This is a genomic window from Methanoculleus formosensis (genome assembly GCF_025384765.1).
In the GTDB taxonomy this organism is placed as follows: Archaea; Halobacteriota; Methanomicrobia; order Methanomicrobiales; family Methanoculleaceae; genus Methanoculleus; species Methanoculleus formosensis.
On sequence record NZ_VHLL01000002.1, the window covers coordinates 215,555 to 229,781 of the forward strand.

Here is a 14,227-nt window from a genome sequence, read left to right on the forward strand (position 1 = left end):
TACACCATACACCAATGAACTCACGTGGAAGCACGCGGGAGAACGAGAAGTTCAGTAGATAGGTCATGACCGGGGCGCCCCCACCTTTCCCCACCGCTCCAGCGCATATGCAAGGACCATCCCGACGATGAACGCGACGGTGAGACCGACCACGAGGGTGAGGACGGCGATGACCCCCGTGACCAGGTAAGACTCCGTCTTCGCGCTGTGCTTCCCGAGTTCGAGCGCCACGAAGACCAGGAGCCCCCCGAATACCCCGAACGGGATGAGGGTCAGGACCTCCGGCGGGGCGAAGGCGACGGCGAAGATGAGGATGAAGAGCCCGGCGATGATGTTCGCCCCGCCGGTCCTCGCGCCGAACCGGTACATCGCCGCGAGCCCCCCGGCGCCGTGGCACATCGGGAACCCGCCGAGCGGCGTCGAGACCAGGTTCATGGCGCCGATCGTCCGGGAGAGCCGGTCGGGATCGACGCCCTTCTTCGGGAAGAGGTCGTAGGTGAGGAGGGACGTCGCAAGGATGGCATTCGCGATCGTGAGCGGTATCTGTGGGAGGACGAGATCCCAGGTGCCAGCGATGAAGTCCGGCAGCGCCGGGATGATGAGTTCGGGAAGCGGCATCAGCCGGAACGGTGGCATCCCCTGGACGACGATCCCGGCGACAAGCCCGATGATGAGGACAAGGAGGGCGGAGATGTCCGGGATCCGGGTACGTTGCGACGCGATGAAGAAGGCAACGATGACCGCGATCGCGAGCACTGCAACGAGCGGGTCGGCGACGATGTAGCCGAGCGACGTCCGGAGGAGGAGGAGCGCGAGGCCTGCCTGGACACCGCGGATGACGCTTCTCGGGATCCGGCCCTCAAGCCAGGCCATCCCGCCGACGAGGCCGATCGCGAGGAAGAGCACCCCGACGATGATCCCCGAGGCCACGATCTCGCCGGCACAGAGGCCTTCCGCGATGACGACGGCGCCGATCGCCTTCATCGGCTCGATGGGGATGGGAAGGCGGTAGTAGAGCCCGGTGATGATGAACCAGGCGGCGACGAAGAGGAAGAAGTGGCTGACGTTCACGTCGGGGCAGACGATCGCGACGCCGAGCAGGATGGGGAAGATGGTGCCGAAGTCGCCGACGGCTCCTGCGATCTCTTCGAGGGTAAACCGGATGCCTCGCTCCTCCGTTCCAGTGCTCTCCGCCATACGTAATCTCCCTCTATGTCTCCTCTCCTTATTGGGGATTGTGGAAGGAGACCTCCCCATCATAAATGTTGCCGGTGTACCTTTTCCGTAGGTCTCTCAGGGTAAGCGATATGATTTATCATCGCGGCGAATGTAAACGCTTATTTTGACCTATCGGGTAATAATCTCTATGGAAACGCACCACCCTTCCGTTCTTCCGCTGGCATTTACGGCAACGTTCGCTACATCCTGCAGGTGTGCCGGACTGCTCGCCTCCATCACCCCGACGGGGATGAGACCCTGACGGGAGAGGAGCATGAGACCATGGAGACCGCCACCTACCGGGTCATCGGAACGATCCACTCGCCGTTCACCGACGGGGATACAACGCCCATCCAGAGCATCTTCTCTGAAGCAGAGGGGACGATCGAGGTCTCCCCCGGGTACGCCGACGGGCTGGAGGGGCTTGACGGGTTCTCCCACATCTACCTCCTCTACCACTTCCACCGGGTAAACGGGTTCTCCCTGCGCCAGCGCCCGTTCGCCGACGGCAGCAAGGAGCGCGGGATCTTTGCCATACGCCACTGCAACCGCCCGAACCCCATCGGGATCTCCCTCGTCGAGGTCATCGCCGTCGAGGGCAGCACCGTCCGGGTCCGCGGGATCGATGTGCTGGATGGAACGCCGCTCCTCGACATCAAGCCCTACGTCCGCCAGTTTGACCACCGTGACACGGTCAGGAGCGGGTGGGTTGACGCGCGGCGCATCGAGGAGATGAAGGGGCGGAGTTTCACGCCGGAGGATCTCCGGGAGGATGAGGAATCCTCGCGAACCTGATAATGCCTCCTGTTCAGGTTGCATGCCGCCTACCCGGTCGCGGCGCCCTTCTCCAGGCCCACGGCCTCCGGCCCGGCATCCCCCCACTTCTTTTCGTCGAGGAGGTCTTCGGCCTTCAGGTGCTCGACGACGGTATCGAGGTACTCGGAGACGATCCGGTCCCTCTCGGGGATCTCCCGGATCCAGACCCGCACCGCCAGCCGGACCCACTCCTCCTTGATCGACGTCACCTGCATCTTCGGCTCGAAGATAGCAAGGCCGGAACGGGGAAAGTCAGAGGAGAGGCGCCCGATGTAGGGGAGGTCGAAGAGACTCTGGACCGCCAGGTGCTCGGCCGGCCCGACGTGCGGCAGGATCCGGGGATGGTCGCGGGCCGCCGCGAGGGCTATCTCCTCCACCCGCCCGAGATCCGTGGTGACCGGGACGGAGAGCGGGATCGAGATCTCCTGGAGCCCAGCGCGGGAGTAGTTGATCACCTTCGAGGTGATGATGCTCGAGTTCGGGGTGAGGATCAGGCCGCCGTCGAGCCCTTTCAAGGTCGTCGTCGTGAAGGAGATGTCCTGCACCTTGCCGGGCCCGGTCTCCGGCCTTCCGCTGACGATCACCCATTCCTCGAGCTGGACCGGACGGTTGATCGTGATCAGGATGCCGGCGATGGCGTTCTGGATGATCTGGCGCGATGAGAAGGCCAGCGCGATACCGAAGATACCGAGCGATGCCGCAAAGGCTTTCGGGTCGAAGGCGAGGAAGTGCCGGGCGCTCGCATAGATCCCCCCGACGATGATCCCGTACTGCAGGATGGCCGCCATCCATTTGGCCGTCCCGCGGGAGACCCGGCCGTCGAGCGCCCGCCGGATGAGGAGGTAGGCAAGGTTGCCGAGGAAGAGAAAGGCGACAAAGGTGAGGATGAACGCGAGGAACGCGTCAAGGCTAACCCCCCCGATGAAGGCCGGGAAAATATCCTGCATGTAGAAAGGAGTGAGAGACGGGAGGATTAATCCCTTCCGTCACGACATCTCGGCCTTGACCGGGATCCCTTCGGCCTGCAGGCGGCCAAGGACTTCTCTGAGGTAACGTGACGCGATCTCGTCTTTCTGCGGGAATTTCTTGATCCAGACCCGGACGGTCAACTTGATCCAGCCGTCGGTGACCGAGACGAGCTGGACGGCAGGCTCCAGGTGCGCAAGGTCCGGGCGCTCGGAACGGAGGCGCCTGTTGTAGGGGAGGCCGAAGAGGTCCTGGACGGCGGAACGCCCGTTCCGATCGAGGTTCTGGATGATCCGCTGGTCGTCACGGGCTGCCGCAAGGGCGATCCCGCGCACCTGCGCGAGGTCTGCACTGACCGGGACGGAGAGCGAGACGCGGATCTCCTGGAGTTCGCCCCGGGAGTAGTTGATCACCTTCGAGGCGATGATGCTCGAGTTCGGCATCAAGACCAGCCCGCCGTCGAGCCCCTGGAGGATCGTCGTCGTGAAGGAGATGTCGCGTACCTTGCAGAGCCCCGTCGAAGGCAGTTCCCCGACGACGATCCACTCTTCGAGCTGGACCGGGCGGTTGATCGTGATCAGGATACCGGCAAGGACGTTCTGGATGATCTGGGTCGACGAGACGGCGACGATGATGCCGATGATACCGAGCGATGCGGCGACGGCCGTGAGATCGAAGGCGAGGAGGTAGCGCGCGCTCGCATACGCCCCGCCGATGATGACGGTATACTGCAGGATGGCCGCCGCCCACTTGGCCGTTCCCGGGGAGGCGCGCCCGTCGAGTGCCCGCCGCAGGAGCATGTAGGCGAGGTTGCCGAGGAAGAGGAAGGCGACAAGGGCGAGGAGGAACGTAAAGAATGCATCAAGGGGCACCCCACCGATGAGGACCGGATCACTCGTCTGCATGTGGAGGAGAGTAGGTGGGCGAGGGAGTTAACCCCTCTCATACCCTCTGCCCTGTCCCCGGAGCACCGAAAAGACCGCAGCGCCGAGGACCTCTTCTGCGCGCTCCGGGTAGTGCTCCGCCATGATCGAGAGGAGCCGCTCTGTCCCCGCCGCCGTGGTGGAGATCCCGACCCGCTCGATCCTGCGGATCAGTCCGTCGCGCTCCATCTCCCCGAACCGGGGGAGGACGTAGTAGTGCGGGATCCCGAGATGTTCGGCGAGCTTCCGGGTCGTCGGGAAGCGAAACGAGACGCCCTCCGGGGAGAAACTGAGGGTGATGCACCCGTCCTCCAGGAGGAGAATCCGGGCAGCCGCCTCAAAGATATCGTCGTGTCTGGACATCCGATCGTAACAGTAGTCGCGCCGGGCGCAAAAAAGGAGGTCGGTTTGGTTACGCCGCTTCCGCCGCCTTCATCTCGCCGCGCTCTTCATCGGGCATCCCCTCGAGGTAGACGATCTCGGCGCCGATGTCTTTTGCGATCTGTTCGAGTTCGACCTTCCTGAAGTGGGTTCCCTCAACCTTCAGGTGTTTCTCTTCGCCCTGCTCTTCGACGACGGCGACGACGCGAAACCTGGGTTGTTTCACGCCGGTACCGACTTTCTGGCGTTCTCGTGCGTAGATCTTCATTACTTCTTCACCCCATAACCAACTGATATACCAGCAGATATACCACGAAGATACTTAATACTTACGCCCGCATACGCTATGTAGGAGATTAACCATGGCAGAGCGTTTTGAGATGGGATCGAGACTCAAGGGTGAGAGCCTGGTTCGGCGGAGCCTGCTCCGCGCGACCGGGGAGGTCCGGCAGATCCGGATCATGCCGGATTTAAACGTGGTCAAGATCGGCGGCCACGGCGTCATCGATTACGGGCGGGCGGTCGTTCACCCGCTGATGGAGGAGATCGGCGAACTCTCCCGGGACCACAAGATCGTGGTCGCCACCGGCGGCGGCGCCCGGGTCCGGCACATCCTCGATGTCGGGATCGACCTCGGGATGCCAACGGGGGTGCTCGCGGAACTCGCGGGCAAGATCAGCGAGCAGAACGCTACCATGATCTCGCTTCTCCTCTCGAAGTACAACGGCGTCCGGATCAGCACCGGCGAACTCCTGAACCTCCCCTCGCTCATATCCCTTGGTATGCTCCCGGTCGTCCAGGGCACCCCGCCCTACGGCCTCTACGAGCACCCGCCGAAACTCGGCAGCATCCCGCCGCACCGGACGGATACCGGCGCCTTCCTGATGGCGGAGGTCGTCGGCGGAAAGAACTGCATCCTCGGGAAGAACGTGAACGGCCTCTATACCGAGAACCCGTTCCTGAACCCCGACGCCGAGTTCATCGCGGATATCACGGCCGATGAGCTCCTTGAGATGCAGCTCGAAGATATGGTCCTCGAACCGATGGCGGTCGAACTCCTCCGCGACGCCGTCCATATCAGAGAGATCAAAGTGGTGAACGCCCATGTCCCCGGCAACATCACGAAGGCCGTCAACGGGGAGCGGGTCGGCACCATCATCCGGGCCTGAACCCTCCATCAACTTCTTTTCCTTAACTCCGGAGGAGCCTTATTTAGTCTTGTGGGCGGATCAGTACAGCAAGCGATCCCATGACCATCTATCTCGGCATCGACGACACCGACACCCTCGAGTCCCGGGGCACCGGACGGCTCGCCCGTGCAATTGCAGCAGAACTCGCCCGATCGTATACGGTTACGGGGGTGACCCGGCACCAGCTCTTTGTTCATCCTGCCGTCCCGTATACCTCCCACAACAGTTCCGCGGTCATCCATATCCGGGATACCGAAAACGTGATCGCAGGCGACGTCTTCGCGACGGCAAAGGAGATGATGCTCGCCGACTTCATCGAGGGGAGCGACCCGGGCATCTGTGTCGCTGCCGGCCCCGAGATCAACGGCGACCTCTCTCGCTTCGGGTTTGCCGCGAAGACGAGCATCGTGACGCAGAAAGAAGCGCGCACGCTCGCCCGCGATGCCGGAATCCTCCTCGAAGGGCTCGGCGGGACAGAGGACGGCGTCATCGGCGCGCTTGCCGGGGTCGGGCTTGCGGCATCGGGGAACGACGGCCGGTTCGTCCAGAAGGGGACGACCCGGGACCTCCGCGGCAGCCAGACCATCGCCGCGATCCTGGCCTCCGGTGTCGACCGGGTCGAGACCCGCGAGGGGGCGGCGGTCGGCGAGGGCACCATCAACTTGCGGAAGTTCCCGAAGCCCGCGTTCATCGGGGGAAAGGCGATCCTCTACGTCGAGGCGGACGGCGACGGCTACCGCGATATCGTGATGGGCTGAGGAACTTATCAATAATATCCCTTTTACCGTAACGCGATGTAAAATGAATTAACCACATTATGTTTCCATTAACCCAAACCACATCTATTTTAATGCATGTATTACGATACTTCTGTCTGATAACTATGCACAGACGAATTATTTTTGCCGTTGCGACCATCATGGTCGCCCTCATGCTTATTTGCGGCTGTACCGGGACGACAACCGACCCGACGCCCGTAGAGAAGCAGCAACTCCGTATCGCCACGACGACGAGCCTCTATGACACCAAGCTCCTCGACCACCTCACCCCGATCTTTGAGGAGAAGTACAACGCCGAGGTGCTGGTCGTCTCCGCCGGGACCGGCAAGGCGCTCGAGTATGGGCAGCGCGGCGACGTGGACGTCATGATGGTGCACGACCGTGCCCGTGAAGACACCTTCATCGCCGACGGCTACGGCATCGACCGGCGCGTCTTCGCTTACAACTACTTCGTCCTCGTCGGGCCCGAGTCCGACCCGGCAGGCGTCAAGGCGATGGCTCCTGAAGCAGCGTTCACCGCCATCCGCGAGAAGGGAATGGCCGACAAGAACGTCGTCTTCGTCTCACGCGGCGACGCGTCCGGCACGCACTCCAAGGAGAAGGCCATCTGGAAGGCCGCCGGGTTCAACTACTCTGCGGACGTGCAGGGCTCCGGCGACTGGTACCAGGAGGCCGGGACAGGCATGGGCGCGACCCTGACGATGACAAACGAGAAAGAGGCCTACACCCTCTCCGACATCGGGACGTATCTTGCCTACAAGGGCGATCTCAAACTCGTGACGCTCGTGGATGAGGGCGACATCCTGCTCAACGTCTATTCCGTGATGCAGATCAACCCCGAGAAGTTCCCCGAGACCAACAGCACCATCGCGAAGGACTGGATCAACTTCCTCATCTCCGACGACATCCAGAAGGAGATCGGCTCCTTCGGCGTCGACAAGTATGGCCAGCCGCTCTTCTACGCCGCCCAGAACGACTGGGAGAAGATTGGCGTGGCCGAGGCTGAAGTGAAGAACCCGGTCGCCTGAACGGGCCATAAACCCCACTCATTTTTGCCTCCGCGAGATCAGAGATAGGTGCAGAAGATGTACGAGATCGTTGAGGGGGTCCTGGAGGCGCTCAGGCTCATCGTCACGCTCGACCCCGACGTGATGGCCATCGCCGTGCGGAGCATTGTCATATCGCTCACCGCAACGATCATCGCCTCGATCTTCGCCATTCCGCTCGGGGCCGCGATCAACTTCGGAACGTTTCCGGGCAGGAAGAGCCTCATCAACCTGATCCAGACGCTCTACTCTCTTCCGACAGTCATCGTCGGGCTGCTGATATTCCTGCTCATCTCCCGTGTCGGGCCGTTCGGCTTCATGCGGCTGCTCTTCACCCCGACCGCGATGATCATCGCCCAGACGATCCTGATCCTCCCGATCATGACCGGCCTCACGATCTCCGCGCTCTCGGCTGTCGACCCGGTGATCAGGGATACCCTCCGGTCGCTCGGAGCTACAAGGCTCCAGTTCCTGGTGAACGTCTTAAAGGAGGCCCGGTTCGCGATCCTTGCGACCGTCGCGGTCGGGTTCGGGCGGGCGATATCGGAGGTCGGGGCGGCGATCCTCGTCGGCGGCAACATCGCGGCGTCGTCGTTTGCGAGTTCGACCCGGGTCCTGACGACCGCGATATCGCTCGAGACCTCGATGGGCAACATCTCCCAGTCGATCGCGCTCGGGATCGTCCTGCTTGTGATCGCCCTCGGCGTGAATCTCGCCATAACCACGGTGCAGCACCGGTGATACCATGATCGAACTCGATAACGTCTCAAAGTATTTCGGCGATACCCGGGTGCTCGACGGCGTCACCGGGAAGGTGAACCGGGGCGAGATCTTCGCCATCATCGGCCCCTCCGGGTCGGGGAAGTCGACCCTGCTGCGCCTCATCGATCTCCTCGATACCCCGACGGGAGGGGCGATCCGGATCAGCGGAACCGAGATCCACGCGCAGCACGAGAAGGATCTCTCCATCCGCAGGATGATGGGGATGGTCTTCCAGAAACCCGCCGTCTTCAACGCGACGGTCGCGGAGAACGTCGCCGTCGGCCTCCGGTTCCGCGGCGCGAGCAAGAGCGAGATCGATGCCCGTATCGGGGAGGCCCTCGATACGGTCGGACTTGCGAGCTACCGGGAGCGGCGGGCAAGGACGCTCTCGGGCGGGGAGATGCAGCGGGTGGCGCTTGCCCGGGCGATGGTGATCGAGCCCGAGATCCTCCTCCTCGACGAACCGACCGCGAACCTCGACCCGGTCTCGGTGGCGATGATCGAGAATCTGGTGGTGCGGATCAACCGCGACCTCGGGACGACGATCGTCTTCTCCACCCACGACATGTACCAGGGCCAGCGGCTCGCCCACCGGATAGGGGTGCTGATGAACGGGGTGTTTTCGCAGGTGGGGACGCCGCGGGAGGTCTTCACTCTCCCGGCAAGCCGCGAGGTCGCCCGGTTCGTCGGTATCGAGAACATCGTCGAGGGCGTCGTCGTCAGCGAGAACGGCACCTCGGCCGTCGATGCGGGAGGTATCCGCATCCGGGCACGGTCGCCGTTCGGGGCGGGGGAGGCGGTCAGCCTCTGCATCCGCTCTGAGGATATCCGAATCGCCCCGGCGATCCGGGGGAGGAGGGTCTTTGACGGGAACATCCTCCCCGGCACCGTGACGTCCGTCGTCCCCCGCGGCCCGTTCAGCAGGGTGACGGTCGATTGCGGGTTCGCGCTCTCGTCCATCCTCTCCTGGAAGAAGGTGGATGACCTGGATATCCGGGAGGGGAGCCAGGTCGTGGTCTCGTTCTCGCCGGAGTCGGTTCACGTCGTCCGGCGGGAGTGAGGGGGCGGCAGCGGACTTCGCGGCAACGCGTTCTTCGCGTGAGAGCATATTGCTATCTTCGCCCATTAACTCACGCGAAACCGCGAAGAGAGGTCGATGGGTTGACCTCTCAAAGATTACCTCAACCATTTTAGCAAGTACTGGGGACCGGTATCCCCGGTCTTAAATACCCATACGGCCCACAATTTCTATAATGCAACTGACCGTCCTCGCCAGCGGGAGCAAAGGAAACTGCACCTATATCCGGGGGGAGCGGGGTGCGCTGCTCATCGACGCGGGGCTCTCTGCTAAGGAGACCCTCCGGCGCCTCTCGGAGGCCGGAGGAGATCCGTCGCTCGTCGAGGCGATACTCGTCACACACGAGCATATTGACCATATCCGGGGCGTCGACGTCCTGGCACGGAGGCTCGGGGTGCCGGTCTACGCGACCGGCGGAACGCTCGATGCCTTCACCGCGAAGTGCGGGGGAACCACCGCGGAGATCCGGCGGTGCCGGTGCGGCGAGACATTCTCTGTAGGCGACTTCGCGATCGAGCCGTTTGCCGCGTCCCACGACGCCCGGGAACCCTGCGGGTTCTCCGTCGCCGAAGGCGATCTCCGGATCGGGTGTTGCACCGACACCGGCACCGTCACCACCTCGATCTTCGACACCCTCGCGTCCTGCGACGCCGTCCTCCTCGAGAGCAACCACTGCCCGGATATGCTTGAGAACGGCCCGTATCCCGCCTACTTAAAGAGCCGGATACGGTCGAAACGCGGCCACCTCTCGAACCCCGACGCCGCCCGCTGCCTGCAGATGCTCGCTGACCGCATCCACATGGCGATGCTCGCCCACGTGAGCGAGATCAACAACACGCCGGAAAAAGTGCTCCTCTCCGCGCTCGAAGGGCTCGGGTTCTACTCCGACCAGGTCGGAGTCACCGTTGCGCCTCAGGACCCGGGAGCGGTGCACCCGGAGTCCTACGGCTTCCGGCTCTAGGTTCACGCACGATAGAAGGTGCAGACCATCCCGAGCACGGTGCCTGAACCGTCGACGATCGGGTCGCCGGAGACGCGGACGGTCTCTTTCGACCCGTCTTTTCTCACGAGCTCCGCGACCTCTTCGCACTCTGCCGACCGGCCCTGCTCCAGCACCTCACGGGAGAGATGTTCCCGGAGATCGCCGCCCGTAAAGAGCGACCAGACCGACTTCCCGGCCATTTCGTCCCCCGTATAGCCGGTAAGACGTTCAGCCGCCATATCCACGATGACGATCGTTCCGGCGGCATCGGTGGTGATCCTCGCCTCCCCGGACTCGTCCAGCCACGGAGATTCCAGTTCGACCGGTGAGTCCAGCCACTCCTCCGCGGCCTTGCGCTCGGTCATCTCGATGTGGTAGAGCAACTGCTCCAGTTGCGCGTTCGCGCGCTCAAGTTCAGTGGTCCGTGCGGCGACGAGTTCCTCCAGGTGCTCGCGGTGGCGGTGCAACTCCTCCTCCGCCCTCTTGCGCTCCGTTATCTCCCTGATGATGAGCATCAGGTGCAGCTCCCGGAGCGGCATGACGCGGGCTTCGTAGTGCCGGATCTCTCCGGCTTTCGTGCGCCGGAACTCAAGGGGTGCTGCAGGCAGATTCGTGCTGACGACCTCCTGCAACGCACCCGAAAGCGCTTCGCCCACCCCGGCGGGGAGGAGATCCTGCATCCGCCGCCCGAGGTGCGCCCGGGAGATGGATGTCGCCGCCGCAAGCCTCCCCGCCCTGACATCGAGGATCGTGCCGTCGGCGTTCAACCGGACGAAGAGGTCGGGAAACGCCTCGATCACCGCGGTCAACTCCGACGTCGCCTGCCTGAGGTCCTCCTCGACCAGGGCTTGATCGGTGACGTCCCGGACGGCGAGCAGAACATAGCCGCCCTCGATCGCCGCCCGCCGGAGTTCGATCTCGCGCACCCTGCCGTCCCGGCAGACCACGCTGGCGACCAGGAGGTTCCGGACGCCTGAAAACAGTTCCTCACCCTGCCCCTGCACCTTCTGCCGGTATGCGGGGTTCGGGTGAGCGCGCTCGAACCACCGGGCGAGGGTGGGAAGATCCTCCAGGGCATACCCGGTGATCCGGGTGAACGCCGGGTTCAGGTACCGGCATCTCCCCTCGCCGTCCAGCAGAACGAGGCCGTCCGGCGTCTCACTGAGGATCGAGAGGCAGGTATCCGCTCCAAGGTCCGGCAATCCACAAGCGCCGTCCGGGGCTGTCTTCTTTCCCGTCATTGTAACCGATCCTTCACGGCATATCTGGTTATTTTGGCCCGTAAGCGCCGCTCACAGGAGGTTTTGCCTTGCGAGATAGATATATGCATCGTTCTGCCTCTCCTCGTTATTTTAGCGATGGGACGATTTAGCCCGGTTTTTCGAGGAGAATCGGCATCCCGGCACCGGTTTAGAGCAACGGACGGCCCCGGGGTCTCCCACCCGAAAGAGAGTCTTTGCAGCATGACGGCCATCTCCGTCACCCCCTGATCTTCAGGGCCTGCATGCAGTACTGGTCCACGGACATGAAGAGTGCAGACCTCGCGCGTTTCGACCGTTCTTCATCCCCTTCGATGAAGTCGCGAAGGATGTACTCCAGCGCCGTGGTGAAGTAATCCCGTCCGGGAGAGGTTTTCTTTGCCTCCTCGAAGCAGACATAACTCTCCGTTTTGCGGTTGCTCATCACCTCGAAGACGGTATCGAGCATCAGGAGCAGGGATCGGGGGAACTCCTTTAAGAGCGCCAGTTTCCGGAACGTCGCGTAGGATCTTGGTTGGGCTCCGAGGATCGCGAGTTTCATCCCGTAGTAGAGCGGTTCGAGGTCGTCAGGATACTGCTGCATCATCTGTTTGACGACAGCGGCGGCACCACCCCCGTTGCGCAACTCCACACGGGTGTTGAACGCCTCTGCAAGGAAGAACCGATCGTCCGAGAACCGCTCCGTTGCATGAGCGAGAAGAGTGTTCCGGCGCTCGATATTGCCATCCTCCTTCGTTTTGGCGATGCCTATGCGGTAAAACTCCGGTTCGCTGGGAAACCAGGTGAACGCCAGGTCCAGCATGAACCAGAAGATCGTGTCCAGCCGGCTGTCCTTGCGCTTGAAGATCGTGAGACGGTTGAGCGGGGCCCGGAGACGGGAGACGTTCAGCATCTCCTCGCGGGCGTGCAGTTCCAGGTCATCGGGGCGAATCTTCGACTTCTGGTTCTTTGCGAGGGAGAGGGCGTAGTAGCAGTAGGCGACCGCAGCGTTGATACGGCCGTCGAAACTCCGGTGGGGCATGAGGTACTCGATAGCCTGATAGTAGTTGCCGGAGTCGATCAGCTTCAGGGCCACGGCCGTGTCGAGCGTCGCCCGCCCCTTGCGGCGCCGCTTGTTCCCCATTGCGTGGCGTAGAAACTTCTCGAGATATTCCGTCGTAGGGGCCTCGCGCGTGACGTTGAGGAGCGTAAAAGCGGTCGCATCGATGAAGTCGTCGTATGTTCTGTCGTCGAGATCGGGAAACGTCTTATCGAGCGTGGCAGCAACGTGGCCGAAGAAGACCGGGAGGTTCTCCTCGACCTGTCCGGCGTTCTTTACGATGTAATCGTCCATGGTAGCCCGGAGCTGTTCGAGCCGCCGGTTCCGGAGCGCCTCGGGCTGCCACGACTCTTCCATATCACTACAGATGGAAGGATGGGATGATATTTGTTTTCATATCGTTTCCGGTCATTCTCAACAAGGAGAGAGCGCTAAATCCTGAATATCCGGAGGTACAGGGAGATACAACTGAGAGAAATATATCTCCGGGACGGCGGCGCGGGGATGGGGCCTGACGGTGAACGAACAGGGCAGGCAAATCGAATCCTGTTTCCGACGCCGTTTTTCATCTGAATTGGGCAAGGAGACCCCCGCCTTTAGGTCGGGGAGGAATTGCCCTGTCACCTCCGATATCTCTTTCTCCTAACCTCGTCATTATATGAATGTGATTAGGACAATCACGTTCAAACTTCAGTTGCCCGATGGCGGGTCCACGGCTCTCCTCGATACGATGCGAGCCTATTCCATGGCGTTCTCTGCTTCCGCACTGTGGGGGTTCGAGAACCATACCTGGAACAAGGTGGAGAACCATAAGGCAACCTACCAGGCTGTTCGCGAGGCTGTTCCTGATCTTCCGTCCTCTTTGGTGCAGGGTGCGCGCGATTGCGCGTGTGAAGCCCTGAAAGCCTCCCGGTGTAAGAGTCTGCCGGAACAGAAACCGCTCGCTGCTATGCGGTACAACCAGCGGGTCATCACGGTGAATCTGATCCACGGCATCGCCACCATTGCATCGGTACAAGGACGGATCAAAGCGACGTTCCCCATCTCGGAGTATCATCGCCAGTACCTTTCCTGGACCGTCACTTCTTCGACCGTCTCGTATGATCGAAGGAAGGGAGTGTTCTATCTCCACATCTCGATGGACCATCCTGATGTCGAACCGGTACAGGAGGTCAGAGTGCTTGGTATCGACCGAGGGATCGTGAACGTCGCGGTCTGCTCCGATAACTCCTTTTTCAACTCCCGGCGCGTCAAGAATGTGCGGGCAAAATACGCTCATCTTCGCACGGAGTTGCAGTCCAAAGGCACCCGGTCGGCAACGCGGAAACTCCGCAGGATTGCCGGACGGGAAAGACGGTTTGTGACTGACACCAACCATTGTATCGCGAAGCAGATTACCAATTCGGACTTTACGGTCTTCGCTCTCGAGGATTTGAGCAAGATCCGTGTCCAGAAACGGCGCAGCAAATCGTTCAACCGGAAGTTGAACACCTGGTCGTTCCACGAACTGGAGCAGTTCCTCCGGTACAAGGCCGAGGCACTCGGGAAGCAAATTCTCCAGATGGATGCCCGGTACACTTCGCAGAAGTGTTCGGTGTGCGGGCATACCTACAAGGGGAACCGGGAAGGGTCGTCGTTCCAATGCCGAAAGTGCGGGTTCCAGCTCCATGCTGACCTCAATGCTGCTCGTAACATTGCTCAAGCAGGTATATCTTGCCTGAGTAGGCTGCCCGTCAACCAGCCGAATGTAGCGTGTCGCTGACATGGTTACAAGCCCCGCCCTTCAGG

The 14,227-nt window shown here is 61.9% G+C and carries 15 protein-coding genes; 8 read left to right on the forward strand and 7 right to left on the reverse strand.

Annotated elements, in window-relative coordinates:
• Positions 1–63 precede the first annotated feature (63 nt).
• Entirely contained in the window at positions 64–1,197 is a 1,134-nt protein-coding gene (locus FKB36_RS04565) for a putative sulfate/molybdate transporter (RefSeq protein WP_261596850.1), read from the reverse strand.
• Positions 1,198–1,500: 303 nt separating this feature from the next.
• Between FKB36_RS04565 and tsaA the strand changes: the two genes are divergently transcribed.
• The gene (gene tsaA, locus FKB36_RS04570) at positions 1,501–2,013 is read left to right on the forward strand and encodes a tRNA (N6-threonylcarbamoyladenosine(37)-N6)-methyltransferase TrmO (RefSeq protein ID WP_261596851.1); all 513 of its coding nucleotides are present in this window, start codon (positions 1,501–1,503) and stop codon (positions 2,011–2,013) included.
• A 29-nt stretch (positions 2,014–2,042) separates the two neighbouring features.
• Here tsaA and FKB36_RS04575 read toward each other — a convergent pair whose 3' ends face one another.
• From FKB36_RS04575 to FKB36_RS04590, 4 genes are read right to left on the reverse strand one after another with little or no spacing between them, the layout of a single operon-like run.
• On the reverse strand, positions 2,043–2,981 hold the full coding sequence (locus FKB36_RS04575; RefSeq protein WP_261596852.1) for a mechanosensitive ion channel family protein: 939 nt from the start codon (positions 2,979–2,981) through the stop codon (positions 2,043–2,045).
• 39 nt (positions 2,982–3,020) lie between these two features.
• Positions 3,021–3,905: a mechanosensitive ion channel family protein gene (locus FKB36_RS04580; protein ID WP_261596853.1), complete on the reverse strand. Its 885-nt coding sequence runs from the start codon at positions 3,903–3,905 to the stop codon at positions 3,021–3,023.
• A gap of 27 nt (positions 3,906–3,932) precedes the next feature.
• Complete coding sequence (locus FKB36_RS04585) at positions 3,933–4,286, reverse strand: hypothetical protein (protein WP_261596854.1); 354 nt, start codon at positions 4,284–4,286, stop codon at positions 3,933–3,935.
• Between the two features lie 49 nt (positions 4,287–4,335).
• Positions 4,336–4,572, reverse strand: a complete 237-nt coding sequence (locus FKB36_RS04590) for a hypothetical protein (RefSeq protein WP_261596855.1) — start codon at positions 4,570–4,572, stop codon at positions 4,336–4,338.
• 94 nt (positions 4,573–4,666) lie between these two features.
• Here FKB36_RS04590 and FKB36_RS04595 point away from each other — a divergent pair, with 94 nt between their 5' ends.
• From FKB36_RS04595 to FKB36_RS04620, 6 genes are all read left to right on the forward strand, one after another.
• Positions 4,667–5,473, forward strand: a complete 807-nt coding sequence (locus FKB36_RS04595; RefSeq protein WP_261596856.1) for an amino acid kinase family protein — start codon at positions 4,667–4,669, stop codon at positions 5,471–5,473.
• Between the two features lie 80 nt (positions 5,474–5,553).
• The gene (locus FKB36_RS04600) at positions 5,554–6,252 is read left to right on the forward strand and encodes an ABC transporter substrate-binding protein (RefSeq protein ID WP_261596857.1); all 699 of its coding nucleotides are present in this window, start codon (positions 5,554–5,556) and stop codon (positions 6,250–6,252) included.
• A gap of 125 nt (positions 6,253–6,377) precedes the next feature.
• Positions 6,378–7,301 carry a substrate-binding domain-containing protein gene (locus FKB36_RS04605; RefSeq protein ID WP_261596858.1) on the forward strand — a complete coding sequence of 308 codons (924 nt, stop codon included), beginning with the start codon at positions 6,378–6,380 and terminating at the stop codon, positions 7,299–7,301.
• Positions 7,302–7,358: 57 nt separating this feature from the next.
• A complete protein-coding gene (locus FKB36_RS04610) occupies positions 7,359–8,060 on the forward strand; it encodes an ABC transporter permease (protein WP_261596859.1) in 702 nt (233 codons plus the stop codon).
• Positions 8,061–8,064: 4 nt separating this feature from the next.
• Entirely contained in the window at positions 8,065–9,141 is a 1,077-nt protein-coding gene (locus FKB36_RS04615; protein WP_261596860.1) for an ABC transporter ATP-binding protein, read from the forward strand.
• A gap of 193 nt (positions 9,142–9,334) precedes the next feature.
• Positions 9,335–10,120, forward strand: coding sequence for an MBL fold metallo-hydrolase (locus tag FKB36_RS04620; protein WP_261596861.1), 786 nt, complete (start codon positions 9,335–9,337; stop codon positions 10,118–10,120).
• Between the two features lie 2 nt (positions 10,121–10,122).
• Here FKB36_RS04620 and FKB36_RS04625 read toward each other — a convergent pair whose 3' ends face one another.
• The gene (locus FKB36_RS04625; RefSeq protein WP_261596862.1) at positions 10,123–11,382 is read right to left on the reverse strand and encodes a PAS domain S-box protein; all 1,260 of its coding nucleotides are present in this window, start codon (positions 11,380–11,382) and stop codon (positions 10,123–10,125) included.
• A 238-nt stretch (positions 11,383–11,620) separates the two neighbouring features.
• Entirely contained in the window at positions 11,621–12,796 is a 1,176-nt protein-coding gene (locus tag FKB36_RS04630) for a hypothetical protein (protein ID WP_261596863.1), read from the reverse strand.
• A 307-nt stretch (positions 12,797–13,103) separates the two neighbouring features.
• On the opposite strand from FKB36_RS04630, the gene FKB36_RS04635 reads away from it, so the two are divergent.
• A complete protein-coding gene (locus FKB36_RS04635; protein ID WP_261596864.1) occupies positions 13,104–14,201 on the forward strand; it encodes an RNA-guided endonuclease InsQ/TnpB family protein in 1,098 nt (365 codons plus the stop codon).
• Positions 14,202–14,227 lie beyond the last annotated feature (26 nt).